General features: G+C 58.8%; 21 protein-coding genes, 1 tRNA gene and 1 pseudogene. 10 read left to right on the forward strand and 13 right to left on the reverse strand.

Annotated elements, in window-relative coordinates; genetic code table 11:
- Positions 1-20 precede the first annotated feature (20 nt).
- The 4 genes from EDF61_RS01625 (at position 21) to EDF61_RS01640 (ending at position 3,369) form a co-directional block, all read left to right on the forward strand.
- On the forward strand, positions 21-1,751 hold the full coding sequence (locus tag EDF61_RS01625) for a phospho-sugar mutase (RefSeq protein WP_133833048.1): 1,731 nt from the start codon (positions 21-23) through the stop codon (positions 1,749-1,751).
- A gap of 59 nt (positions 1,752-1,810) precedes the next feature.
- Positions 1,811-2,497: a deoxyribose-phosphate aldolase gene (gene deoC, locus EDF61_RS01630; RefSeq protein ID WP_400290567.1), complete on the forward strand. Its 687-nt coding sequence runs from the start codon at positions 1,811-1,813 to the stop codon at positions 2,495-2,497.
- A 35-nt stretch (positions 2,498-2,532) separates the two neighbouring features.
- A complete protein-coding gene (locus EDF61_RS01635) occupies positions 2,533-2,790 on the forward strand; it encodes a hypothetical protein (protein WP_105657110.1) in 258 nt (85 codons plus the stop codon).
- A gap of 84 nt (positions 2,791-2,874) precedes the next feature.
- Positions 2,875-3,369, forward strand: a complete 495-nt coding sequence (locus tag EDF61_RS01640; protein WP_133833050.1) for a tetratricopeptide repeat protein — start codon at positions 2,875-2,877, stop codon at positions 3,367-3,369.
- A 60-nt stretch (positions 3,370-3,429) separates the two neighbouring features.
- Here the strand turns inward: EDF61_RS01640 and mfd are convergent, their stop codons facing one another.
- Positions 3,430-7,044, reverse strand: a complete 3,615-nt coding sequence (gene mfd / locus EDF61_RS01645; protein WP_133833051.1) for a transcription-repair coupling factor — start codon at positions 7,042-7,044, stop codon at positions 3,430-3,432.
- Positions 7,045-7,284: 240 nt separating this feature from the next.
- Between mfd and EDF61_RS01650 the strand changes: the two genes are divergently transcribed.
- Both EDF61_RS01650 and nhaA read left to right on the forward strand, forming a co-directional pair.
- Positions 7,285-7,779 (forward strand): DUF2505 domain-containing protein, encoded by a 495-nt coding sequence (locus EDF61_RS01650; RefSeq protein ID WP_105657107.1) that lies wholly within the window; start codon positions 7,285-7,287, stop codon positions 7,777-7,779.
- A 170-nt stretch (positions 7,780-7,949) separates the two neighbouring features.
- The gene (gene nhaA / locus EDF61_RS01655) at positions 7,950-9,299 is read left to right on the forward strand and encodes a Na+/H+ antiporter NhaA (protein WP_133833052.1); all 1,350 of its coding nucleotides are present in this window, start codon (positions 7,950-7,952) and stop codon (positions 9,297-9,299) included.
- An 80-nt stretch (positions 9,300-9,379) separates the two neighbouring features.
- Here nhaA and sufU read toward each other — a convergent pair whose 3' ends face one another.
- The 5 genes and pseudogenes from sufU to EDF61_RS01680 all read right to left on the reverse strand — a co-directional run bounded on the left by sufU (position 9,380) and on the right by EDF61_RS01680 (position 12,790).
- Positions 9,380-9,832 carry a Fe-S cluster assembly sulfur transfer protein SufU gene (gene sufU / locus EDF61_RS01660; RefSeq protein WP_133833053.1) on the reverse strand — a complete coding sequence of 151 codons (453 nt, stop codon included), beginning with the start codon at positions 9,830-9,832 and terminating at the stop codon, positions 9,380-9,382.
- Positions 9,833-11,125, reverse strand: a complete 1,293-nt coding sequence (locus EDF61_RS01665) for a SufS family cysteine desulfurase (protein ID WP_133833245.1) — start codon at positions 11,123-11,125, stop codon at positions 9,833-9,835.
- 257 nt (positions 11,126-11,382) lie between these two features.
- The gene (gene pth, locus EDF61_RS01670; RefSeq protein WP_105657104.1) at positions 11,383-11,964 is read right to left on the reverse strand and encodes an aminoacyl-tRNA hydrolase; all 582 of its coding nucleotides are present in this window, start codon (positions 11,962-11,964) and stop codon (positions 11,383-11,385) included.
- A gap of 42 nt (positions 11,965-12,006) precedes the next feature.
- Positions 12,007-12,279 (reverse strand): annotated as a pseudogene (locus tag EDF61_RS01675) (50S ribosomal protein L25); the annotation flags it as partial.
- Positions 12,280-12,493: 214 nt separating this feature from the next.
- Complete coding sequence (locus EDF61_RS01680) at positions 12,494-12,790, reverse strand: hypothetical protein (RefSeq protein ID WP_133833054.1); 297 nt, start codon at positions 12,788-12,790, stop codon at positions 12,494-12,496.
- Positions 12,791-13,254: 464 nt separating this feature from the next.
- Here EDF61_RS01680 and EDF61_RS18680 point away from each other — a divergent pair, with 464 nt between their 5' ends.
- Together EDF61_RS18680 and EDF61_RS01685 are read left to right on the forward strand one after the other, a co-directional pair.
- Positions 13,255-13,413, forward strand: a complete 159-nt coding sequence (locus tag EDF61_RS18680) for a hypothetical protein (RefSeq protein ID WP_166650657.1) — start codon at positions 13,255-13,257, stop codon at positions 13,411-13,413.
- A 200-nt stretch (positions 13,414-13,613) separates the two neighbouring features.
- The gene (locus EDF61_RS01685; RefSeq protein WP_133833055.1) at positions 13,614-14,096 is read left to right on the forward strand and encodes a hypothetical protein; all 483 of its coding nucleotides are present in this window, start codon (positions 13,614-13,616) and stop codon (positions 14,094-14,096) included.
- Between the two features lie 164 nt (positions 14,097-14,260).
- Here EDF61_RS01685 and EDF61_RS01690 read toward each other — a convergent pair whose 3' ends face one another.
- The 3 genes from EDF61_RS01690 to EDF61_RS01700 all read right to left on the reverse strand — a co-directional run bounded on the left by EDF61_RS01690 (position 14,261) and on the right by EDF61_RS01700 (position 16,973).
- A complete protein-coding gene (locus EDF61_RS01690) occupies positions 14,261-15,241 on the reverse strand; it encodes a ribose-phosphate diphosphokinase (protein ID WP_105657098.1) in 981 nt (326 codons plus the stop codon).
- 72 nt (positions 15,242-15,313) lie between these two features.
- Positions 15,314-16,765: a bifunctional UDP-N-acetylglucosamine diphosphorylase/glucosamine-1-phosphate N-acetyltransferase GlmU gene (gene glmU / locus EDF61_RS01695; protein WP_400342585.1), complete on the reverse strand. Its 1,452-nt coding sequence runs from the start codon at positions 16,763-16,765 to the stop codon at positions 15,314-15,316.
- A 133-nt stretch (positions 16,766-16,898) separates the two neighbouring features.
- Positions 16,899-16,973, reverse strand: a tRNA-Gln gene (locus EDF61_RS01700).
- Positions 16,974-17,170: 197 nt separating this feature from the next.
- Here EDF61_RS01700 and EDF61_RS01705 point away from each other — a divergent pair.
- On the forward strand, positions 17,171-18,961 hold the full coding sequence (locus EDF61_RS01705) for an ABC-F family ATP-binding cassette domain-containing protein (RefSeq protein ID WP_133833057.1): 1,791 nt from the start codon (positions 17,171-17,173) through the stop codon (positions 18,959-18,961).
- A gap of 390 nt (positions 18,962-19,351) precedes the next feature.
- On the opposite strand, the gene EDF61_RS18685 is transcribed toward EDF61_RS01705, so the two are convergent.
- On the reverse strand, positions 19,352-19,807 hold the full coding sequence (locus EDF61_RS18685; protein WP_166650658.1) for a hypothetical protein: 456 nt from the start codon (positions 19,805-19,807) through the stop codon (positions 19,352-19,354).
- On the opposite strand from EDF61_RS18685, the gene EDF61_RS01710 reads away from it, so the two are divergent.
- The gene (locus EDF61_RS01710) at positions 19,797-21,101 is read left to right on the forward strand and encodes a CocE/NonD family hydrolase (protein ID WP_166650659.1); all 1,305 of its coding nucleotides are present in this window, start codon (positions 19,797-19,799) and stop codon (positions 21,099-21,101) included. The genes EDF61_RS18685 and EDF61_RS01710 overlap by 11 nt on opposite strands.
- 285 nt (positions 21,102-21,386) lie before the next feature.
- On the opposite strand, the gene EDF61_RS01715 is transcribed toward EDF61_RS01710, so the two are convergent.
- The 3 genes from EDF61_RS01715 to EDF61_RS18985 all read right to left on the reverse strand — a co-directional run bounded on the left by EDF61_RS01715 (position 21,387) and on the right by EDF61_RS18985 (position 24,495).
- Positions 21,387-21,635 (reverse strand): type II toxin-antitoxin system RelE family toxin, encoded by a 249-nt coding sequence (locus EDF61_RS01715; RefSeq protein ID WP_105657094.1) that lies wholly within the window; start codon positions 21,633-21,635, stop codon positions 21,387-21,389.
- Entirely contained in the window at positions 21,632-21,895 is a 264-nt protein-coding gene (locus EDF61_RS01720; RefSeq protein WP_105657093.1) for a type II toxin-antitoxin system Phd/YefM family antitoxin, read from the reverse strand. The genes EDF61_RS01715 and EDF61_RS01720 overlap by 4 nt, the downstream gene beginning before the upstream one ends.
- A gap of 272 nt (positions 21,896-22,167) precedes the next feature.
- The gene (locus tag EDF61_RS18985) at positions 22,168-24,495 is read right to left on the reverse strand and encodes a helix-turn-helix transcriptional regulator (protein ID WP_133833059.1); all 2,328 of its coding nucleotides are present in this window, start codon (positions 24,493-24,495) and stop codon (positions 22,168-22,170) included.
- Positions 24,496-24,584: the final 89 nt, after the last annotated feature.

Genomic DNA, 24,584 nt, shown 5'->3' on the forward strand with positions numbered 1-24,584 from the left:
TGTCCTTCGAAGGGAAATCAGTGAATCACACGCAGAAAATCCAGTTGCTTGATGCGGCGGGACAATGGGCAGCCCAGGATCCCGATCCGCAAACGCAGGAAGAACTGCAATTACTGATCCAGCGCGTCACCGACGGCGACACGCTGGCCTTCGAGGACATCGCCGACCGCTTCAGCGGAGTCCTGGAATTCGGCACCGCAGGCCTGCGTGCCGAATTGGGCGCCGGCCCGATGCGCATGAACCGTGTGGTGGTCCAGCGCACCGCTGCGGGCATCGCCCGTTTCCTGGGCGAAAAGGCCAACGGCGGATATGTCCCGAAGGTCGTCATTGGATTCGATGCCCGTTTCAACTCGGATGCCTTCGCCAAGGATTCAGCCGCCGTCTTCGCCGCTGCCGGTTTTGAGGTGCTGCTGATGCCCTCGGCCTTGCCGACCCCGGTGCTGGCTTGGGCCGTTCGTGAATTCAGCGCGGAAGCCGGCGTCATGGTCACGGCCAGCCACAACCCTCCGCGGGACAACGGCTACAAGGTATACGTGGGCGGCAGGATCACCGATGCGTCGGGCCGCGGGGCTCAGATCGTCTCCCCCATCGATGCGCAGATCGCTTCCTTGATTGACCAAGACCAGCCAGTGGCGCAGATCCCGCTGGCACAGTCCGGTTGGGAAGTGCTCCCGGCCCCAGGCGAAGAAGGCGATATCGAGGCAGCCTATCTCGCTTCCATCCACCCGATCATCGAAGCGAACCAGCCGCAGGGCCTGGTGCGCAAGAATCTGCGAATTGTGGTTTCGGCAATGCACGGCGTGGGTGGCCACACCATGCGCCAAGCCCTGCTGAACGCTGGATTCGACGACGTGCACATGGTCGTTGAGCAGGAACACCCCGATCCGCTCTTCCCTACCGTGAAGTTCCCTAACCCCGAGGAGCCAGGGGCCATCGACCTGTCGCTGGAACTGGCCCGCACGGTCGGTGCTGATCTGGTCATTGCCAATGACCCCGATGCCGACCGTTGCGCGGCAGCCATCCTCGACGGCGGCAGCTGGCGGATGCTGCGCGGCGATGAGGTAGGTTGGCTGCTCGGAGACCAGGTCTCCAAGACCTTGCCAGAGGGCAAGAAATTGGCCAATTCCATCGTGTCTTCGCGCATGCTGGCAGCCATCGCCAAGGACGCCGGACGCGAGCACGAAGAAACCTTGACCGGATTCAAGTGGATCTCACGCGTTGAGGACCTGGGCTACGGCTACGAAGAAGCCCTGGGCTATTGCGTAGCCCCGGAACTGGTGCGCGACAAAGACGGGATTTCTGCCGGGATCGTCCTGGCCGATCTGGCTGCGCAGTTGAAGGCCTCGGGCAGCTCCATCCCGGACCGCCTGGATGAACTGGCCGCCAAGCATGGCGTGCACGTCACCGACCAGCTGTCCCTGCGCTTCACCGACTTGGCGCAGATCCCGGTGCTCATGGAAAAGATCCGCAAGAACGCTCCGGCCTCGCTGGGCGGCTCCGAGGTTTCCGAGGTGACCGACCTGTCCAGGGGCACCGAGAAGCTCCCTGCGACCAACGCCATGGTCTTGCATACATTTTCCGGTGCCCGCGTGATCGTTCGGCCCTCGGGAACGGAACCGAAACTCAAGTGCTACTTGGAAACTATTGAGCCGGTCGATGATCTGGCCGAGGTCCCTGAAGCCCGCAAACGCGCTACCGCGCAGGTCTTGGCAATCAAGGATGAATTGGCAGCTTACCTGAATGCCAACTAGGCTTACCCCTTCGAGACCTTCATTTGAAATGATTGAAATCTTTATTGTTAGAGGAAATGATGACTGAACTAAGCGCCCGCGAGATCGCAAGCTACATCGATCACACCTTGTTGGCTCAGAATGCTTCCCGCGAACAAGTTGTGCAGATCTGCGACGAAGCCAAGAAGTACGGCTTCAAGTCGGTCTGCGTCAACCCGTTGTGGGTTTCCACCGTTTCGCGCGAGCTGGAAGGCTCGGACGTACTGACCTGTTCGGTCATCGGTTTCCCGCTGGGTGCCTCGGCCACCGATACCAAGGTATTCGAAACCAAGCACGCAGTTGCAGACGGTGCCAACGAAATCGACATGGTGATCGACGTTGCCGCCGCCCTGCGTGGCGATCGGGATGCCTTGGTCAACGAGATCTTCGCCATTGCGCAGGCCGCGCATGAAGGTGGAGCCATCTTGAAGGTCATCATCGAAACCTGCTTGCTCACCGAGGAAGCCAAGGTCCTGGCCTGCGAGGCCGCAAAGGCCGCTGGCGCTGATTTCGTCAAGACTTCCACCGGTTTCTCCACCGGCGGCGCGACCGTCGAAGACGTCGAGCTGATGCGCAAGACCGTCGGCCCGGAAATGGGTGTCAAGGCCTCGGGCGGCGTTCGCAGTGTTGAAACCGCGCGGGCCATGATTGCGGCCGGTGCGACCCGGCTAGGTTCTAGCTCAGGAGTTGCTATCCTAGAGGGAGAGCAAAGCGGTTCCAGCTACTAGGAAATCGCACCAATCCGTTTTCCCAAGGAGAAAAAGTGTACTCGAACGGCAAGAACACTGCCCATTCCGGTGAAGGCCGCCTTGTCGGCAATATCGTCAACCTCGTGATCTTCTTCGTGATGTTCTCGGCTGGCGTCTACACCTTGGGCTACTGGACCCTTGAGGTTGCTTGGTGGCCGACCCTGGTCAGCTTCGCTCTGATGTTCTTGGCTTTCGCTATCCCGATGCACCTGATGGGTCGCGCGGAAAAGGCTGAGGATCTGGTTGCGGCAGCTAACGCCCACCAGAATTAATTAGAACTTTTCAAGAGAGGGAAACCCGTGTCCGGGTTTCCCTCTCTTGCGTTTAAGCTGCCTTGCCTCGCTTAGACTGGCCCCATGGAATCATGGGATCAGCGCATCGAAGAGTTCTGGAACTCAGCCAATGGCAAACGCCCTGAACAGTTGCGCACCGAACTGGCACTCCTGGTGCAGGGCAAGGATCCGCAGGATCCGCGGGTGCTCTTCGAGGTCGCGTCCCTGCACGACTACCTGGGGGAAGAAGAACAAGCGGTCGGCCCCTACCGGGCTGCCCTGGAAGCTGGGCTGGAAGCGCCAAGGCACGATGAAGCGCTGCTCCAGCTAGCCAGCACGCTGCGCAATCTCGGGCAGTACACCCAGTCCATCGAACTGTTGCAGCAGATCACTGCCGATTCACCGATCTTTACCGACGCCCAGGCCTTCCTGGTTCTGGCCCTGCACGATGCCGGGCAATCCACCGAAGCGGTCCAGCTGGCGGTCAGCGCATTAGCGCGCCATGCCTCGCTCTACGCCCGGGCGATCAAGGGCTACGCCGGAGAACTGGCCTCGCCTGCTGCCTCGGGCCAGCGGTAGCAAACGCCGGCCAGCAGCCTGCCGGAAAAGGCATCCTACTGGCCCGCGAGTTCAACCGAATCAGTCCTTTGCTGCCGGTGCGGCTGTTGGCTCGAAAATAGCGTAGAGCAGCTTCTCCGCCCACTCCAGGATCTCCCCGTCGGCCAAGTCCCGTCCGCCAATGGGCGAGGTCTTGGGCTTCGGGATGAAGATCGAATTCAGCGCCGGCTTGTTCGCAGCCCCCGGGTACAGGCGTTCCAAGCGCACCTGGCGCGAAGCTGGCAGGTCTTCAATTCTGGCCGGAGCCAGCTTGATGTGGTTGCCGACCTGCTGGATATCATGCAGCCCCGCAGCACGCGCGCGAATACGCAGGGCCGCGACGCGCATGAGGTTCTCCACCGGAGTTGGAAGCTTGCCATAGCGATCCACCAGCTCATCGCGGACTTCACCCAGCGCCTCGTCGGTCTCGGCCTGGGCAATGTTGCGATAGGCTTCCAAACGCAGTCGTTCACCAGGTACATAGTCGTGTGGCAGGTGGGCATTGACCGGCAGGTCAATCTTCATCTCGGCGGCTTCTTCCTCGCCTTCGCCCTTGTAATCGGCCACGGCCTCGCCTACCAGGCGCAGGTACAAGTCGAAGCCCACACCGGCGATATGCCCGGACTGCTCGCCACCCAGCAGATTACCGGCTCCACGCAGTTCCAGGTCCTTCATGGCCAGCTGGTAGCCGGAGCCAAGCTCGTTGTGCGCGGCAACGGCTTTCAGGCGCTCCAGGGCGACCTCCCCCAGCGGTTTCTCTACATCCCACAGGAAGTAGGCGTAGGCACGCTCACGGCCGCGCCCTACGCGCCCGCGCAGCTGGTGCAGCTGGGACAGGCCGTAGTTGTTCGCGCGGTCCACAATCAGCGTGTTCGCATTGGAAATATCCAGGCCGGTTTCGATGATGGTGGTGGAGACCAGCACGTCGAATTTCTTCTCCCAGAAGTCCTGGATGATCCGCTCCAGCCGGGATTCGCTCATCTTGCCGTGCGCTACCTCCACGCGCGCTTCGGGGGCCAGCTCGCGCAATTCGGCAGCTACCCGCTCAATGGAGCTGACCCGGTTGTGCACGAAGAACACCTGGCCATCGCGCATCAGCTCACGCTTGATGGCCGCGGAAATCTGCTTGTCGCTGCGTGGACCCACGTAGGTCAGCACCGGATGGCGTTCTTCGGGCGGGGTCGCCAAGGTGGAGGTTTCGCGGATGCCGGTCAGCGACATCTCCAAGGTACGCGGGATCGGGGTGGCGCTCATCGCCAGCACATCCACGTTGGTGCGCATCTTCTTGAGCTCTTCCTTGTGCTCCACTCCGAAGCGCTGTTCCTCGTCAATGATGACCAGGCCCAGGTTCTTGAACCCCACGTTCTTGGAGAGCAGGCGGTGGGTGCCGATGACAATGTCCACGCTGCCGTCCTTGAGGCCGGCCAGGATTTCCTTCGATTCCTTGGCGCTCTGGAAACGCGAGAGGGTCTTCACGCGGACTGGGAAGCCCGAATAGCGTTCGGTGAAGGTCTGGTGGTGCTGGGAAGCCAGCAGGGTGGTAGGAACCAGCACGGCAACCTGCTTGGAGTCCTGGACGGCCTTGAAGGCGGCGCGAACCGCGATTTCGGTTTTGCCAAAGCCCACGTCACCGGAAATCAACCGGTCCATCGGGATTTCCTTCTCCATATCGGATTTCACCTCGTTGATGGCGGTGAGCTGATCCGGAGTCTCGATGAACGCGAAGGCTTCCTCCAGCTCGTTCTGCCACGGGGTGTCTGATGCGAAGGCGTGGCCACGGCTGGCCATGCGTGCCGAGTAGAGCTTAATCAGGTCGCCAGCAATTTCCTTGACGGCCTTGCGCGCCTTGGACTTGGTACTGGCCCAGTCCGAACCGCCCATTTTGGACAAGGTCGGCGCTTCGCCGCCGACATACCGGGTGACCATATGCAGCTGGTCCATCGGGACGAACAGACGGTCCCCCGGGGCTCCGCGCTTGGAAGAGGCGTACTCCGCCACCAGGTACTCGCGCTTGGCATCCTTGCCCGAGCCATTGACCTTGCGGGCCACCAGCTCGACGAACTTGCCGATGCCGTGCTGTTCGTGGACGATGTAGTCCCCGGCCTGCAGGCTCAGCGGATCAACGGCATTGCGCTTGCGCTTGACCGTCAGCTTGCGGCCCTTGCGGTTCGGGTACGCGCTGGAGCGGCCCAGCAAGTCTGCTTCGGTGAGCAGTCCCAGCTTCAGTTCCTCGAAGACAAACCCGCGGCCGGCGGTGGCCTGGGTGATCTCGATCAGTCCAGCGGTGGGTTCCGCGGACAGGTCATCCACCCTGTGTGCCGGGATCTTGAACTCGGCGAAAAGCTCCGAGAGGCGGGCTGCCGGGCCGGGACCCTCGGTAGCCACGACGAAACGCCATTGGTCCTTGACGCGTCCGGCGATGAATTCCATCATCGCCTCGATGTCGCCCTGGTAGCCGTGCGGTTCACGGGCCGGGACACGGATGGTGGCCGCGCCCAAATCCAGCTCGTCATCGGCACCCAGGGAGGTAATAGCCCACCAGGAAACCTTGGCGGCTTGTGCGTGTTCTACGGTTTCTGCCAGCGAGGCAAAATCACCGGTAGCCAGCTTTCGCTCGGAATCCGCGGTGGTCAGATCCAACGGAGCGCTGGCTCCATCCGAAGCCGAAGCCCACGCGGCAGCCAGGAATTCGGCATTGGTGGCGTTCAGGTCATGCGCGCGGGCGCGCACGCGCTCTGGCTCCATCACCAGCGCAATGGACGATTCCGGCAACAAGGACAGCAGCGGAACCATCTTGTCCACCAGCAGCGGAGCCAAGGATTCCATGCCTTCAACAGCGATGCCGCCGGCAATCTTGGTGAGCATTTCCTGGGCCGCCGGGAAATGGTTCTTCAGATTCGCTGCCCGGCTCATCACCTGCGGGGTGATGAGCATTTCACGGCAGGGCGTGGCAATGATCCGGGTGGGACCGGGATCATCAGTGGACCGCTGATCTGCGATGGCGAAGAATCGCATCGAGTCGATCTGGTCCCCGAAGAAATCAATACGGACCGGATGGTCCAATGTCGGCGGGAAAACATCGATGATGCCACCACGCACCGCAAACTCGCCGCGGTGCGTCACCATGTCCACTCGGGCATAAGCCGCAGCAGCCAAGTCCTTGATGACTTTATCGAAGCCCGGCTCGGCATCCAGTTCCAGGATGACCGGGCGCAATTCGCCAAGGCCGGCGACCAACGGCTGCAGCACGGCACGAATTGGAGCAATGATGATGTTTAGGCTCTCATCCCGGTCGTGCAGGCGGCGCAGCACTTCCAGGCGGCGTCCCACGGTATCGCTTCGCGGCGACAAGCGCTCATGGGGCAAGGTTTCCCAAGAAGGGAACTCAGCGATCTGGCCTGCCGGGAGGTAGGCACCCAGTGAGCTGGAGACTTCTTCGGCTTCACGGCCGGTCGCGGTGACGATGAGCGTCACCCCCGAATGCTTGCTTTCACGCAGCGCCTGGCTGATATGCGCCGAGAGGATCGGTCGCATGCCCTGCGGGGCCGCGATTTCCAGCTCTTCGATGCGCGTCGGGTAGTCATGAGCTGCGCTTTGCCCAATACGCCTGAAGGAAGGTTCCTCGCGCAGGAAATCATGAAGTCCGCTTAGGCTCATGGGGGTTCGGGTCCTCTCATGCAGACGCTTGGCCGGGTGCATTCATACTGTATTACGTCGAAACGACACCACGAACGCCGACCGTAAATGTTTTTCCACGGCCGGAAACGTCAATATGCTGTTTTGGGTGCAGTCCTAGCCTACCCAATGCGGCTTTGCAGATAGTGTTAATACTGTCCGTTGCCGGGCCTGCGATTTCGTTGCCCGGCCACTTAGATTTCCAGATTGGGATTAGCTTTCATGGCATTGAACGCAAGCACTCAGATCGCCCACCCTGCAGACCAGGTCATCGCTACGCTTAGCGATCGTGGCTTTGCCGAGCACCTGACCAAGGTCGCCAACGGTTCCTTGACCGATTTCTCCGTGAACGGCGATACCGCAGGCGCCTTCACCGTGACCACCGTTCGTTCGGTCCCCACCGATCGCGTTCCGGATATCGCCCGCAAGTTCGTTGGCGCGACCATCGAGATCACCCAGGTAGACCAGTGGACGGCACCAGATGCTGCCGGCAACCGCTCGGCTACGGTAAAGATCTCCGTTGCTGGTGTTCCGGTGACCGTCAGCGGCACCGAACAGCTCAAGGCCCAGGGCGAAACTTCCGAGTTCTCCATTGACGCCAAGGTTTCTTCGTCAATTCCATTCATCGGCGGCAAATTGGCTTCGGCTGCGGAGCCATACCTGGGCAAGGCACTGAATTTGCAGGCCGCTCAGGTCAATGCCTGGCTTTCGAAATAAGCCACTCCAAATAGTTTCCTTTCACATTCAATCCCCGGACGTGCGATTTCTCGCAAAGCGTCCGGGGATTTGTGCTCTGAAGCACTGTTGGCGCTAGGGTTAAAGACAGGTGTGCCGGGAAGTCTGGTCGGCGAGAAGTATCCATTTAACGAAGTAAGCGAGTTACACGTATGACCCAAACTCCGTCTTCGGGTTCCAGCAAGAACCTGTTTTCGCGCCCCAGCTATAAAGAATCGGTCCGTATCGGCGATATCCTGCGCAAGGAGACCGTCGGTGGCATGGTTCTCATCGCCGGCGCTTTGCTGGCGTTGGTTTGGGCTAACACCCCGTTGCGCGAGTCCTACTTCGCTCTGCGTGATTTCCACTTCGGACCGACCCTTTTCGGTGTGGATCTGAACCTGTCCATCGGCCACTGGGCTGCCGATGCACTGCTGGCAGTGTTCTTCTTCTTGACCGGCTTGGAGCTGAAAAAAGAATTCGTCATTGGCGACCTGCGCAATGCGAAAACGGCAGCCGTACCGGTCGCGGCCGCCTTTGGCGGCGTGCTGGTGCCGGCATTGATCTTTGTCGCTATCGCTTCCATGTCCGGTGGCGGCGAGCTGTTGCGTGGCTGGGCCATTCCGACAGCAACCGATATTGCGTTCGCCGTGGCTGTGCTCGCGGTGATTGGTTCGGCGCTTCCCGCAGCGCTGCGCATCTTCCTGCTGACGTTGGCCGTCGTTGATGACCTGATTGCTATTGTCATTATCGCCGTCGTGTTCACCGATGACCTGAAGCTGTCCTACCTGGGCCTGTCGCTGATCCCCATCATTCTCTTCACGGTCCTTGCCCGTTTCCTTGGCAAGTTCTTCGCCAAGCGTGCGTGGGCCGCGTGGGCAATCCTGCTGCCGCTGGGTGTCATTACCTGGATCTTCGTCTTCGGCTCCGGCATCCACGCCACCATCGCCGGTGTGGTCTTGGGCTTCTGTGTCCCGGTCAAGCGCACCGATGGCCGTGACGGCATCGGCCTGGCTGAACGATTCGAGCACCGTTTCCGCCCGCTGTCCTCCGGCATATGCATTCCCATCTTCGCTTTCTTCGCCGCCGGCGTGACCGTGATTTCCCCTGACAATGGCAGCGGCGGCCTGCTCACCGATCCAGTGTTCTGGGGCATCGTTCTGGGTCTGGTGCTCGGCAAGCCGATCGGCATCATGGGCTCGACCTGGCTGCTGACCCGGTTCACCAAGGCCTCGCTGGACAAGGATGCCCGCTGGGGCGACCTGCTGGGTGTCACGTTGCTGGCAGGTATCGGTTTCACCGTATCCCTGCTGGTCTCCGAACTGTCCTTCGGCTTGGAGTCGGCGCACTATGAGCATGCCAAGGTAGCAATCCTGGCTGGTTCATTCATTGCAGCGATCCTCGGTGCCCTGTGGCTGATTCCCCGTAACCGCCGATACAAGGTCCTGCACGAGCGAGAGACCCGCGATGCCGATAAGGATGGCATCCCTGATGTGTACCAGCAGGACGACGAAGGAAAGTAGCCTTCTGGAATCCTGAAGAAATAGCTCGGGCGCCGGCTTTCACATGTGGAAGCCGGCGCCCGAGCTGTTTGGTTTTGCTATTACTTGCGGGCCTCGTGCATCGCGACCTCAGCGGCCACCCAAGCGAGCATTGCGCACTTGACGCGTGCGGGGAACTTGGAGACGCCGACGAAGGCAGCAGCGTCTTCCAGCACCTCTTCATCCGGCTGGAAGTTTCCCTTGGAGCGCATCATCTCGCGGAAATAGTCCCGCTTTCCAAGAAATTCTTCCTTGGTCAGTTCAGGCAGCATCTCGGCCAGCACCGAAGCAGAAGCCATGGAGATGGAGCACCCATCGCCTTCCCAGCTCATCGACGTGAAATGCTCCTGTTCATCGAGCTCTACGCGGACACGGATCTGGTCGCCGCAGATCGGGTTGTGCTGGTGGGACTCGCCGTGCAGCAATCCTTCGGTGGTCTCGACCAGCGGCGAACCGATGCGGCGCTTCGAGTGGTCCAAGATGACCTGTTGGTATAACTGATCCAATTCGTTCATTTAAACTCCAAAGTATTCGCGCACGGAGCTCAAGGCCTCAAGCAGGGCCTTGATGTCTTCTTCCGTGTTGTACAGATACGTGCTGGCGCGGGTCGTGGAATTCACGCCCAGGGCGCGGTGCAGCGGCTGCGCACAGTGGTGGCCCACGCGCACCGCAATGCCGCGCGAGTCAAGGTACTGGCCGACATCATGCGGGTGCACCCCGATCACTTCAAACGGGACAGTACCGATACGCTGCGCGTCGGCCGGACCGAAAACGCGCACGCCTTCGATTTTCGAGATGCCTTCATAGAGCATCGCTCCGAGGTGCTCTTCCCAGGCCGCGATACGGCCCATGCCGATTTCATCCAGGTAGCTGACTGCGGTAGCCAAGCCGTGGGTCTGGGCGATGCGCTGGGTACCGGCTTCGAAACGCTGCGGCGATGGCATGTACTCTGCGTGCTCCATGTCCACCACGGTGATCATCGATCCACCCGTGAGGAACGGTGGCATTGCGTTGAGCAGTTCTTCACGCCCGTAGAGTGCGCCGATTCCGGTTGGGCCGAGCATCTTGTGGCCGGAGAAGGCCATGAAGTCAACGTCCAGGGCTTTCACGTCGACCGGCAGGTGAGGCACGGACTGGCATCCGTCCAGCACGGTCAGGGCGCCGACCTTGCGGGCAGCGTCAACGAACTTCTGGGTATCGGTGATGGTGCCCAGCACATTCGAAACGTGGGTGAAGGCAACGAGCTTGGTTTTCTCGGTAACCAGCTCATCAAGCAATTCGTAGCGCAGTGCACCGTCTTCGGTGACTGGCACGTAACGCAGCGTAGCACCGGTGCGGAAAGCCAGTTCCTGCCACGGGATCAGGTTCGCGTGGTGTTCAAGTTCGGTGGTGAGGATTTCATCGCCCGGGCCCAAGCGGAATCGGGCCGCGGCCTCTCCCCCGCGCCCCAAGGAGGCATTGGACATCGAGTAGCTGATCAGGTTCAGCGCTTCGGTGGCATTAGCAGTCCACACCAGTTCGTTGGTGCGTGCACCGATGAACTTGGCGACTTTCTCGCGGGCTTCCTCAAAGATCTCGGTCGCTTCAACTGCCAAGGAATGCGCACCGCGGTGTACTGCTGCGTTGGCGTTCTCGTAGTAGTGCTGCTCGGCTTCATAGACGCAACGCGGCTTCTGGCTGGTGGCGCCGGAGTCCAGGTACACAACGTCAACGCCGTTGACTTGGTGCTCCAGAATTTCAAAGTCGGCCTTGATGCGCTCAACTTCTCCAGCTGTCAACGCCTCAAGGGCTTCTGGCTGACCGGTCATCGTGTGCACGTGGTCCTCCGAATAATTGTCATGGATGCCCGGCAGGCCGTGGCAAAGAATCGTCACAGGCCTATTAGGCAAGGGGTACATTGGGTAATTATTCCACTCCGGGCCTCGAAGCACATCTAAGTTAGGCCTTAGTAAGGAACGCCTCGGTCCATAGCTTTCCTAATTTAATGAAGTCGAGGACCGCTGCGGACCGTTCAAGTCCCCAGCGGTCCCCGCTTGGCTTCACCGCGCCCCATAGGGATCAGCGGTCAGCTGATATGGAATTTTGCCTGGGCAGCTTCCAAACCCGAGTTCATCAGCAATTCCACTGCGTCAGCGCAATTGTCGATCAGAAACGGAAGATCGGCCTTTTCGGTCTTGGAGAAGTCCTGCAAAACCCATTTGGCAGTATCCATGCGGCCCGGAGGGCGCCCAACGCCTGCGCGCACGCGCAGGTAGTCCTTGGAGCCCATGGCCTTGGAGATATCCCGCAGGCCGTTATGCCCGCCTTCACCGCCACCGCGCTTGAGCTTGATGGTATCGAAGGGAATGTCGATCTCGTCGTGCACGACAATCAGCCGGGCGGCATCGATGCCGAAGAACTTTGCCGCGTTAGCTACCGGCCCGCCCGAAAGATTCATGAAAACCATGGGCTTGGCCAGCACGATGCGTGGACCGCCAACCCCCATGCGTCCTTCGACAACCTGGGAACGCGAGGAGTGAGTCTTGAATTTCGAGCCGACTCGATGAGCCAGCTCATCGAGCACCATCTGCCCGATATTGTGTCTATTGCCAGCGTAGCCGGACCCGGGGTTTCCGAGTCCGGCTACGAGCCAAGTTCCATCACTCATGATGCTCAGCTAAAACCTAGTTCGCTGTAATTAGGCAGCGATGATCAGGTCCATGTGATCAACGGTGCGGTTCAGCGCGTGGATCTGGATGTCCTTGATGGTGGTCTTCACGGTCTTGCCTTCGATGTTCAGAACCAGCTCAACACCGCGGTCGCGAACGGCCAGGGTGGTTTCGCGGCCTGGAAGCAGTACGTGCTGTGGCTCGGAGCCTGCACCGTAGACAACTGCTGGGATCTGGCCATCGCGGCGAGCCTGGCGGGCAGCGCCCTTGCCGAAATCGCTACGTACAACGGCGTCAAGGTTGACAGATGCCATGATAATTCTCCTTAGGAAATGAATGCTTCGTTAAGGCCCTTGCGTGGACTCGGGAAGCATCCAACATCTAGGAGATGAAAGAGCTTTTCCGGCCTTGTCGATAACGGTCCCACCATTGCTGGTGTTTCCCTCGCCTGGGCACAGTCAACAATTCTACCAGCTGCCATCGCCAACGGGAAAACCTGTAGCGAACGCCACTATTCCTGGATTCCGCTCAACGGCTTTGGAAAATAAAAGTATCGTCCAGCGTAAAGCCGTGGGCGTCATCGCAGCGATAACCGCGCAGCCGCGGCACTCCATCCACCATCCGCAGATAGAATCCGCGCGGGAATTCCTGATCGCCGGGTGCCGCGGAAGCGACGGCCAACGAATCAGCCGGCTTCTTCCCATCACTGAGCACTGAATTGCTGGAAGACGCTTGGTCCAGAAAATCCAGTCGCAGATACGGGCCGGTCATGGCGGGGCACAACTTCAATCCGACGCTGACTGCGCGTTCAAGGACCTGAGTCAACGTTGCTCCGACCTACAGACCAAGCTGTCGCAGATTACGACTTACCACGGTCACCTTTTGGGGCCGACACAACCTCATCGAAAATCCGGTGGGCTAACAGCATTTTGGCGTAGTCGTTAAGCTGAACCCCTGTTTGGACCATGCGTTGCAGTAGCTCAGCGCGTTCCAGCCCTCCCACAGCGACCTGGCGTATGCCAAGTTCCATGCTGCCCCTCTTGGTCCTTGATCCACCATAAATAATAGTTTTCCGTGTCTGTATAAGGCACCTTCACCGGGCATTTTCTCGGGCGGGGTATATGGGAATCCGAAGTGTTTGAAAACTCGGTGTTTCAAAGATTAGCCGAGTCAAGAACACGTATATCCCGTATGACGACCGGCTTGCGGGACACTCTCAACGAACTCCCCAGAAAGTCACATTGCCTCAGCTGGACGTGCCTATTCTCGAAATTAGATAGTCTGGTGTAATGAAATCACTATCGATTGGTGCAACTGTCCTACTCCTGGTCGCTGCGGGTTTTGCTTTTCCGGTCAATCCGCTATGGGGTGCACTTTCGCTTGCTGCCGCGATCTGTTCAGCAGCGACTTATTTCGTATACAGAAAACAGGCAAAAAACACGCGCTAATTCTGGACATCTCGAAACTCTAGTCCCAGTGAACGTTCCCCTTAAGGGATACCCTGGCCGGTGACGACCGGATGCCCCGATACGGCACTACTCCGCGTTCTACATCAGCGCTTTGGGCCAAGTCAGCAAGCAACGATAGGGTTCTTCTTGTGAGACTGGTGGTTTCCAAACCGCCGCCAACCATCAGGAGATGAAGCGCGATGACACCCCAAGCAGAGACGGAAAGCCTCAGATTCGCAGAACGCTTGCCCGGTTGGCAGCGGTGGAGCGGTTCCCTCATCTTTGCAATCCTTGCGGTTATTTTCGCCGTGGTAGCTGTCATCGAATCGCTTTGGGGATTCTATTTAGTTGCTGTTGCCCTGATTTTTGCTGTCATGTGGTGCTGGAGGCTGGCAAGGATCACGGTGACGGTTGATGATCAAGCGGTCATTCTAACCGGTCCTGCCTGGAAGCGGGTCGTGCCACTACAGGACGTGCATGAAGTTTCGGTTTCAACGGATAACGGCATGAACCTTGGCTTGGTGAACTGGCCCGTCACGACGCATGAACACGGCTCCCTCACGAGACTGAATATGGGTGGAACCGCTGCCGTGACCTTCTCGGATTCAAAGGGCTACCGCTATCAGTTCGTATTGGCCAACCTTCAGGACGCCAGGCTAGTTGCGGAAGCGATCACTGGCTAATCCTCGCTCCACCACACGGAACGAAGCATGAAGCAGAGCGACACCGGCATTTATTTCGAGCTGTCCCAGAAGGGGTTCCTCTTACGGGCACTGTCAATGATCGCTTAACCGCCTCTGGCCGGCACCCTAAGGTGCCGGCCAGAGGCTTTGCGAAACGAGGGCTGCTAGGCGCGGCCGTCAAACAGGTTCGTGACCGAACCGTCGTGGAATACTTCCGAGATCGCGCGGGCGATCGTCGGGGCGATCGAGAGCACGGTGAGGTTCTCGAAACGCTTCTCTTCAGGGATTGGCAGGGTGTTGGTGACAACAACCTCGCGGGCACCGCAATCAGCCAAACGCTGGGCAGCCGGATCCGAGAAGACCGCGTGGGTAGCCGCGATGATGACGTCCTTGGCGCCGGCTTCCTTCAGCACGCGCACAGCGCCTGCGATGGTTCCGCCGGTGTCGATCATGTCGTCGATCAGGATCGCGATGCGGCCCTCCACCTGGCCAACCACGGTCTTGGACTCGGCCTGGTTAGGCACCGTCAGATCGCGGGACTTGTGGACGAAGGCCAGCGGGGTGCCGCCCAGTCGATCTGCCCACTGCTCGGCAACGCGCACGCGGCCGGTGTCAGGGGAAACCACGGTGACTTCATTTACATCGACCTTGGACTTGATGTAGTCAGCCAGCAACGGGAAGCCGAACAGGTGGTCCACCGGACCGTCGAAGAAGCCCTGGATCTGTGCGGTGTGCAGATCGCAGGAAATCACGCGGTCAGCACCGGCGGTCTTGAACAGGTCGGCAACCAGGCGGGCCGAGATCGGCTCGCGGCCGCGGCCCTTCTTGTCCTGGCGCGCGTAAGGGTAGAACGGCGCCACGACAGTGATGCGGCGGGCCGAAGCACGCTTCATCGAGTCAATCATGATCAGCTGTTCCATCAGCCAGTTGTTCGTTGGTGCTGGGTAGGACTGCAGCAGGAAAACGTCCTTGCCGCGAACCGACTCATCCGAACGCACGTAGATCTCGCCATTGGCGAAGTCGTAGGCGTTCAACGGCAGCAGTTCGGTGTCGAGTTCCTTGGCTACTTCTGCAGCCAGCTCAGGGTGCGCACGACCGGTGGCCAGCACCAGCTTCTTGTCGACGTTATGGCTGATTTCACTCATGGGGTTTGCTTTCTCGCTCGCTTCGCTATCACGTATGAGGTTGTTGTCGAGGAAATGAAGTCTGTAGCTGAATTACTCGGAAGCCGAAGAGTTCAGCGAGGACTTGAACGCTGCGTCAGCCGAGGAGGTGCCTGGGCGCTTTTCCAGCGTCCACCCCTCGGAGTTGCGCTGCGGTGCCACAGACAGTGCCAAGGCACCGGCCGGGACGTTCTTGCGGACGATGGCTCCGGCTCCGGTGTAGGCGCCGTCCCCGATTTCAACCGGGGCAACGAATACGGTGTTGGAGCTGGTGCGCACATGCGAACCGATCTTGGTGCGGTGCTTCTTTTCGCCATCGTAGTTTGCGGTGATGTTGCCGCAGCCGATATTGGTGAATTCACCGATTTCAGCATCTCCGGCGTAGCCGAGGTGCGAGAGCTTGGAGCCACGGCCAATCGTGACGTTCTTGGTTTCGTAGAAGGCGCCGATCTTGCCATCCGCACCGAGGTCGGTGCCGGGACGCAGGTAGGCGAACGGGCCAACCGAGGCGCCATCAGCGATGCGCGAGTCGGTGGCGTCGGTGCGCTTCACGGTAGCGCGCTGGCCAACAACCACGTTGGTCAGGGTGCTGTCCGGGCCAACAGTGGCATTGGCGCCGATGATGGTCTCGCCGTGCAGCTGGGTGCCTGGCTTGAGGGTGGCGTCCTGGCCGATCATGACGTCAGCGTCGATCCACGTGGTCGCCGGATCAACGATGGTCACGCCCTGGCGCATCCAGAATTCGGTCTTGCGCTCGTTGTAGATGCGGGCCAGATTGGAAACCTGGACGCGGTCGTTGGCGCCCTCGATCTGCCAGCGGTCAGCGATCTGCGAGGAGGCGACGCGGCCACCGCGTGCGCGGGCGATGGCGAGCACATCGGTCAGGTACATTTCGCCCTGCGCATTTTCGGTGGTGACCTCGGTCAGCGCCGAACGCAGGATCTGGGCATCGAAAGCGTAGATGCCGGAGTTGATTTCCTTGATCAGCAGTTCTTCTGCCGAAGCGTCCTTCTGCTCGCGGATTCCTGCCACCTCGCCCTGTTCATCGCGCAGGATGCGGCCGTAGCCGTTAGGGTCATCCAATTCGGTGGTCAGCACGGTCACGGAGTTGCGGTTCGACTCGTGCGTAGTAACCAGTTCCTGGAGCACCTCGCTGGTGAGCAACGGCACATCGCCATAGGTCACCACAACGGTGCCTTCAAGCGATGGGTCCACGGCTTCCAAGCCCAACTGCACGGCGCGGCCGGTACCCGGGATTTCATCCTGGTCGGCAATGGTGATGGAAGGGAACTGTCCCAGAATGTGCTCTGCGACCAGATCACGCTGGTGGCGGACCACCGCTACCAGGTTCTGCGGCTCCAACGCGGAAGCCGCGTAGAGTGCGTGGCCAATCATCGACCGACCTGCGATTTCATGCATGATCTTCGGCTTCGCCGATTTCATGCGAGTGCCAGCGCCGGCGGCTAGGACGATGACAGCTACTGGTGCGTTGACCTGATCACTCAAGTGCATTCTCCTGCAAATTGGATTCAAGGTTTTGGGCAGAGAAGTAAAACCTCAAAGCAAGTCTATCGCGAGCTCCGGGGTGCGCTGAAACTGGTTAAAAAATAAAAGCGCCACTTGCGTGACGCTTCATCATTGGTTCCGCCCCTAGGATTCGAACCTAGAATGCACAGCTCCAAAGGCTGGCGTGTTGCCATTACACCAGGGCGGAAAATGGCTTGCGCAGGTCATGCCCGACAAGCACGCTAATTATTCTGCCATGATCAGCCCGATGTGCGAAATCGCAAAACACCGTAGCTAAACTCACTTTTATTCTCTGCTTTAAAATGCCCAAGCCCCCTGGCACGGCACACGCTCAGATGGTCCTGCCAGGGCCTCGATTTGCTCCCGGAACGTAAAATGGAAATTGTGGCTCATTTACTCGGGGGCGAAGCCCTACATCTGGAATATCCCACCCATGTCGTTTTCGACTCGGTAACCATCGGCATTTCCGATGGCGACCGCATCGGCCTGGTGGGTCGCAACGGCGAAGGCAAGTCCTCGCTGCTCGGCATGCTCTCTGACAAGATCGAGCCCAACTCCGGGCGTGTTACCAAGCGCAACGGCCTGCGCGTGGGCGTGCTGGACCAGTCGGACACCCTGGATCCCGAAGCGACCGTGCACTTCTGCGTGGTGGGCGAGATGGACGACCACGAGTGGGCCGGCGAAGCGCGCATCCGCGACATCATCTCCGGGCTGGTCGCCGACCTGGACTGGGAAGCGAAGGTCAGCACCCTCTCCGGCGGCCAGCGCCGCCGCGTGGCTCTGGCCGCGCTGCTGGTGCAGGACTGGGACGTCGTCATCCTGGACGAACCGACCAACCACCTGGATGTCGAAGGCATCTCCTGGCTCGCCGAGCACATCAATAACCGCTGGTCCAAGAACGCCGGCGGCCTGATGGTCGTCACCCACGACCGCTGGTTCCTCGACGCGGTCTGCACCACCACCTGGGAAGTGCACGACCGCCTGGTCGAGCCCTTCGAGGGCGGTTACGCCGCCTACGTGCTGCAGCGCGTGGAACGCGACCGCATCGCCGCGGTCACCGAAAACAAGCGCCAGAACATGATGAAGAAGGAACTGGCCTGGCTGCGCCGCGGCGCCCCGGCCCGTACCTCCAAGCCGAAGTTCCGCATTGAGGCAGCCAACCAGCTGATCGCCGATGTCCCGCCGGCACGCAACCCGCTGGAGTTGCAGAAGATGGCCACCAGCCGGCTGGGCAAGGACGTCATCGACCTGCTGGACACGGAGGTCTCCTTCGGCGCCAAGCAAGTACTCAAGCCCTTCACCTGGCGCATCGGCCCGGGCGAACGCACCGGCCTGCTCGGTGCCAACGGTGCCGGCAAATCCACCTTGCTGGGCCTGATCGCCGGGACCGTGGAGCCAACTGGCGGCAAGATCAAGCGCGGCCAGACCGTGAAGCTGGCCGTGCTGGACCAGCAGTTCCGCGAACTGGAGCAGATCGGCCAGGACAAGGTCCGCGAAATCCTCGCCCGCTACCGCACCACGTTCAATGTGGATGGCAAGGACCTGACCCCGGCCCAGCTGCTGGAGCGCCTGGGCTTCTCCTCGGCACACCTGTCGACCAAGGTTGCTGAACTCTCCGGCGGCCAGCGCCGCCGCTTGCAGCTGCTGATGATCCTGATGGATGAGCCCAACGTGATGATCCTCGATGAGCCCACCAATGATGTCGATACCGACATGCTGGCGGCCCTGGAAGACCTGCTGGATTCCTGGCCCGGCACCTTGATCGTGGTCTCCCACGACCGCTACCTGCTCGAACGCGTCACCGACCAGCAGTACGCGATCCTGAACGGCAACTTCCGCCACGTGCCCGGCGGCGTGGACGAGTACCTGTTGCTGCGAGCTGCCGAAGGTTCCACTGGCGGGTCCAATCCTTCGCAGGCTTCTTCCGAAACTGCCGCCAAGCCTGCTGGCCCTTCGGGCGCAGAGCTGCGTGCCGCGCAGAAGGAACTGAATGCCAATGAACGCAAGGTCGGCCAGCTAGAGGAAAAGATCGCCAAGGTCCACGCCAAGATGGCCGATCATGACCAGAGCGACTATGAAGGGCTGGGCAAGTTCACCGCTGAGATCAACGAGTATCAAGCGCAGATCGACGAATTGGAAGAACGGTGGCTGGAACTGTCCGAGCTGCTCGGATAGCGTCTGCGTACTGTGACTGAGCTGGAGGGTCCGGAAACGGTCGTTGTTGAGACACACGCAGACGAGTTAAGGCGACGCTACTGTTAGTTTATTTGGTACTGGCTTGCCACGTTACTGGCTGTGTACGGTTCCTAAAATATCACTGCCGTGCGCCTTTAGAAGGGTCCCTGCGACAGTCCCGTCGACGATTCATTGGTGAGGGAATCCAGCTCTCCAGCTACTTGCGACGCCACACGGATGTATTCCAGAGCTGATTCAAGGCTTATATCTCCCACCCCATGAGCGGCGGCATTTCGAAGCGAAGCTAGTTCGGTCACAGCATTTTTTCAGATTACTGGGGGCGGAGGAATCTCGTCGAAAGGCGGTGATGGACGATCCAGCACGTGAGGGCTAGGAACCAACAGCCTTAAGATACTTTCCGACTTGCCGCTCAACCTCGAGAAATGCGTTAATAACCCCGGCCGATGGTTTCACCTTCGCGAGTTGCGATGAGAGCTCGTCCGATGGCTCAGAGCCAACAGTCTGCTCTTGACCTAAACTCTTGATTCCTTCGGACAGGACTTTGACTGCAGCGGTGCTCCACGAAGCCTCAAGCCAAGGACTTTTCAGGCTTTCCATGCTGGGCAAACGGTCTTTTATCGCTTCCAAGAGACTTTCTAATCCAGTGCGGAACTTCATGAGTAGAAAAATGACGGCCAGTGGCCGAGCAAGAGAAGCTACCACCGACGAAATAGAGACGAAGACGTCGGGCCAAAGATCGTGCGCTGACGTTTCGACTGGAAAAAAATATACTGCAAACAATGAATACACCACCCGCACTTTCCAAAATGGAGTGATGTCGATCAAGGACGTCTTGGGATGGGCCACCAACCCAATCGTCGGGCCAGCCATGATCGCGACCAAGCCCGAGCCGGAGCGTGCTGCGATCAAGGACGAACTCGACGCCTTGAATGCAAATCCAGCGGCAAAATACCGTAGGCTTCCAATGTCCGATTTCCCATTCTTCCGTCATTTCCCGACGTTGCTGGAAGACCGCCTGAACCACCGAGATGATCCGCAGTTCTTTTCCGAGAGCTGCGTCGAGCGCGAGGAAGCGGCACGCATCGAAGTTCCAATCGCCCACATTGGCGGTTGGTTCGACCTCTTTACCCGCAATACGGTGCGGCAGTTCGAGCTGGCCAGCGAGATGACATCGACCGATCAGCTCCTGGTCGTCGGCCCGTGGCAGCACGGAAACTTCGTCAGCGAAAAATTGTCTGACGTCAAACTTCCTGGCAGCACGGTGGATACCAACCAGATCGTGTTCGACTGGATCGCATCGCGCAATCGAGACAGCAAGCGAGATGAGTCGAGCCCATCGGCGTACATCTACGTTTTGGGTGCCAACAAGTGGCGCGCTGAGCAACAGTGGCCCATCGCTGGAACCAAGATCACCTCCCACTACCTTCGCGCCGACAACAGGCTCAGCGTAGATCCAGGTCCAGAAGGTGAATGCTCATTCGACTACGATCCGCGCAACCCATACGATGCCAAGTCCGTCGTTGGCGGCCTGCCCGATGTCGGAGCGCATCACGACCATCCTGGTGTCCTGGTCTACCAATCGGACGTGCTTACTGTCCCGGTCGAGATTACCGGATGGCCAAGCGTCGAGCTCAAAGCTCGAACCTCCTCTACAGACGTCGACTGGCTGGTTGAGCTGAATGTCGTTTCAGCATATGGAACCTCGCGGCTTTACAGCGAAGGCATCACCCGCGCACGGTACCGGAATGGCCGGGACAAGCCCGAGGCCGTGGTGCCAGGCGAAGAAGTCACCTACACCATCGAGATGCGCCCGACCTCGGTCCAAGTCCAACCCGGAGAAAGGATTGAAATTGCCATCTCGGGCGGCAAGTTCCCCACCTACGAACGCAACCCAGGCAGCTTCATCGACCTGAATACGTGCACCGAAGATGACATGGTCGTCTCGCACAACGACATCTTGTCCGGCGTAACCGGTTCCAAGGTGAATCTGCCCATCGTTCCAGTCGAAGCACAGGGGGAATGGATCAAGAACCCTTGGCCTGGTTCCCTCAAGTGGCGCCTGACCATGGGCTTGACGGCACGGGCGCTGATGTCGGTTTCAGGGCACGCGACGACCTGAGCTGAATACTGGCAACTGCCCCGTGGCGCTGAGCGCGCCACGGGGAATTGTGTTCGTACGCCGGTTATGTGGAGTGATTACACACAGCTGAAAGTCTCAGGATCATTCACCCCGCAGCGGGCGAAGGTCGAGCAACGGCATTGATATCTCGCAATGCCTGCATGAACCATGCGCGATCCGCCTAAATAAGGCCAAAGCGAATGAATCGCTCAACGACTAGAAATCATTGATAACGGAGCCCCAGACGCGGCTAGCTGACAATTCAGGCGACGACTACCTATAAACCTAGCGACGATGCGCCACTCGGGCGACCGTGACGACAAGAACCTCGTCCATCGCTTCATAAAGTACCCGGTAGTCACCAATACGAATCCGCCACGCGTTAGTTTCACCTACTAGTTTCTTACACCCGCTAGGACGAGGATCCCTCTCCAGATGAGCAATACCTAACAAAACGCGACGCCGTATACCAGGGTCTAGCTTCTTCAGTTCTTTAGCAGCCGAAGTGGTAAATTCGACGCGGCAAGAGGTCACGCGTCGAGCTCAGCGCGCAGTTCGCTGAGGCTAATGCGCTCGCCATCATCGACCAGCTTGGCGGCTCGATAATCGGCGACATCCCGGAACATCTCCAGTTGCTCCAAAAGCTCAAAATCTTCAGGTCCAATGAGGACCGCAGCAGGCTTTCCATTCTTCGTAATCTGCACACGCTCATGCCCATAGCTAGCACGGCTAACAGCATCAGCAAGACCATCGCGAAGTGCGCGAATCGTGACAGAGGAGGTGATGGAGTTCATTGTTCTACGATATCATTTGTGTACACAATATACATAATGGACAGTTTCAATTGAAAACTAAAGCATCGGCGGTGCGTGTCAAAATCGTCGTTTACGACACATCAATCAACTTCCCTTGACGATATTTTCGACAGTTGAAAAATCAACAGATTTTCCAAGTCATTTCGTAGTTAAACCCAGTTCCATAAACCGCCTATCCGTAAAGCACTCTTCCCATGAGTATTGATACATCTAGGCTCATTGGATATCTCTTGGGGCTTACCAGGCGCTGATTAGTACCCCCAACGTGTGGCAATTTTTAGTGCTTCTGCTTTTGAATTCACATCCAACTTGCGGTATAGAGAACTAATCTGGGATTTAACAGTATTAGGCGAGACAAAAAGCTCATCTGCGATCTGACCGCGTGAACGGTCCGCACGCAGGCCTGCGAGCACACTGAGTTCACGATCAGTCAAAACAGGCCTGACTTCGACACTGGTGGGTGGCATAAAAATCTTCAATCTGCCCAGCTGATCGGAAGTAAGTTGCAGCAACTCTTCCAATTCCAACATGCTCCCGCTCATCCAAAACGGGGCCAAATCAATCAGCTCACCATCCAATGCATGTCGTTTTGCAATGTCCTCCAGGACGCCTTCCGGCAGCACCCCAATGTAACGTGCTGCTAGCCGCGTATTTCGGATCAGATTATCGTGCCGGGCTCCAGTCACTAAGCTCGGCGTTGCCGCCAGAACAGCAAGAGCCCCGTTGCGGTCCCCCCGATACAGTCGATACAGCGCACGGGTTGCAATGAGTTCAGGTGAAGAAGCGGGTATTGTGGACGCGCCTTGATGGTTCAACGCATTGAAACCACCCTCAACACCCAGAAATGCTGCGGCATGATGCAAGGCTCTACCGGCCATGGGTGAATTGGCTGCATAGGGGCGGGAGAGCACAAGTGCCCCCAGAATCCGGTGCGCTGCCTCTGCTCGATCAGTCGATGCCGCATGGATGGCAAGTAGCAGCGCGTGCACCGCCCAAAACTCATCGTTATCAGGCTCATCTGGCAGTTGACCAAGTACTGAACCCAATTTTCCGATATCCAACTCGGCGAAAGCCACGAATGCTTCGGCAAGTTCTGCAGCTCGACCGACCATTGCCGAACCCCAACGAACCTTGGAATGATGATGGCGGAAGCTTACGAGCCAGCGACGAGCAGCACGGGTGTTGCCTTCCTGAGCATGAACCAGCGACAATTTGGATGCTGCATCCGCGGCAATAAAATGGTTTTCCGTAACCTCGGCCAAGGACCACGCAGATTCGTAAGCGGCTGCCGCCGCAGGGCGTTCGTTGGCGATATCCATCGACATTCCGGCATGTAATTCAGCCATGGCTGCCAACGATGGTCTGACATTGCCAGCAGCTGTTGCCTGCCGGACCGCACGACGTAGACGGCGTGCGGCATCTGCCCCTTCGGAACCGTAGTGGCCGTGGAACCTCAGTATTCCCAACTCAACCAAGCCCGCGAAGATAGCCTCAGATTTCGGTTGCCTATAGAGCTCGATGGTGTGCTCGCGTAGCAATTGGGCAGTCTGATCCGTCAAATAGTCAGGCTCCGTTGTCGGAAAAGGAATAACCATCCGGTCTTTAACGGCCGCGGCAGCGATCTTCATCGCAGGACCATAGATTTGCGATCGTCGAGTAGCCCATCGAGGCAACCGGGTGCCTGCCTCGAATAGGAGACGTGGCTCAGTGGTAAAAAGGTCCACCCACCCATCGACGAGGACGGTGGAAAGAGCCCGCCACGAATGTCTGCCTAGTGCTGAACGTACGGCCTCGCCGGTTCTTCCAGCCGCATGCATGGATTCGATGGCGTGCTCGTGGAGCCACTGTGCACGCTGGGGCTCCCGCCACTCCAAGTCGTCAATAATCACCTGCCGAAGCAATTGGGGCATAGCCCAGTCCCCGGACAGAGAGCGTTGTGCCATGGCCGCGCGGCTAAGGGCCGAGATACTTGGAGGGTTTGGATAACGATCGCCATAGAAAGCTACCATGAGATCTTCAGTAAGTTCAGGAAGGAACGCGCACTCCCTCAATATGCCTTCAGGATCAAGAGCATCAATCCATGGCAAGGCTGCACGACGCAGCGCATTGACTGCAGCATTTTGATTAGAGGAATCCGCCAAGAGACTACGCACACAACCAGGCCAACCACCGGTCAGTTGCCATAATCTTTCTGCATCAGGGAAATCTTCTCCGGTCAACGTGGATATATCTGAAGCGGTTAAGAAAAGATCCTTGAAATCAACAACGTGAGCATTGAAATGGCGCAGCATCTTGGCGGCGGGAAAATCAGCAGGAAGAATGACCGCTATGCGTGTGTTGGGTGCACGCATCTGCTGTTCGGCAATTTTATCGAAGATCTCCTCGGGCGGAATACCCACGTTGATCAGCTCGCCTTGGCCATCGAGCCATCGTAGAGCCACCCGGTGCCGATTCGATTCTTGCGGCGCATAGATCAACAACAAGCGTATCTCCGGATCGAGGCTTGGGGCTATCCGGTCCCATAAAATCTCGGCAACAAGTTCTTCAGCGGGAGGCCTTGACTGCGTTTGGGGGTCCATGCCCAAATTATATCTTTTGACTTGGGATCTTTCGGAAGGAGTTCCGGGTAGTTTTTTGACACAGGGGCACCGCCGGACTTTAGCTCACA

Source organism: Arthrobacter sp. JUb115, from assembly GCF_004365035.1.
Classification (GTDB): domain Bacteria; phylum Actinomycetota; class Actinomycetes; order Actinomycetales; family Micrococcaceae; genus Glutamicibacter.

Bases quoted from the DNA above. Each gene is read 5' to 3' on its own strand.
- EDF61_RS01690 (WP_105657098.1), bottom strand. From the start codon at position 15,241: ATGAGTGAAATCAGCCATAACGTCGACAAGAAGCTGGTGCTGGCCACC.
- pth (WP_105657104.1), bottom strand. From the start codon at position 11,964: ATGAGTGATGGAACTTGGCTCGTAGCCGGACTCGGAAACCCCGGGTCC.
- EDF61_RS18985 (WP_133833059.1), bottom strand. From the start codon at position 24,495: ATGGACCCCCAAACGCAGTCAAGGCCTCCCGCTGAAGAACTTGTTGCC.
- EDF61_RS01640 (WP_133833050.1), top strand. From the start codon at position 2,875: ATGGAATCATGGGATCAGCGCATCGAAGAGTTCTGGAACTCAGCCAAT.
- deoC (WP_400290567.1), top strand. From the start codon at position 1,811: ATGACTGAACTAAGCGCCCGCGAGATCGCAAGCTACATCGATCACACC.
- mfd (WP_133833051.1), bottom strand. From the start codon at position 7,044: ATGAGCCTAAGCGGACTTCATGATTTCCTGCGCGAGGAACCTTCCTTC.
- EDF61_RS01685 (WP_133833055.1), top strand. From the start codon at position 13,614: ATGACACCCCAAGCAGAGACGGAAAGCCTCAGATTCGCAGAACGCTTG.
- EDF61_RS01710 (WP_166650659.1), top strand. From the start codon at position 19,797: ATGTCGATCAAGGACGTCTTGGGATGGGCCACCAACCCAATCGTCGGG.
- EDF61_RS18680 (WP_166650657.1), top strand. From the start codon at position 13,255: ATGAAATCACTATCGATTGGTGCAACTGTCCTACTCCTGGTCGCTGCG.
- nhaA (WP_133833052.1), top strand. From the start codon at position 7,950: ATGACCCAAACTCCGTCTTCGGGTTCCAGCAAGAACCTGTTTTCGCGC.
- sufU (WP_133833053.1), bottom strand. From the start codon at position 9,832: ATGAACGAATTGGATCAGTTATACCAACAGGTCATCTTGGACCACTCG.
- EDF61_RS01665 (WP_133833245.1), bottom strand. From the start codon at position 11,125: ATGACCGGTCAGCCAGAAGCCCTTGAGGCGTTGACAGCTGGAGAAGTT.
- EDF61_RS01720 (WP_105657093.1), bottom strand. From the start codon at position 21,895: ATGAACTCCATCACCTCCTCTGTCACGATTCGCGCACTTCGCGATGGT.
- EDF61_RS01650 (WP_105657107.1), top strand. From the start codon at position 7,285: ATGGCATTGAACGCAAGCACTCAGATCGCCCACCCTGCAGACCAGGTC.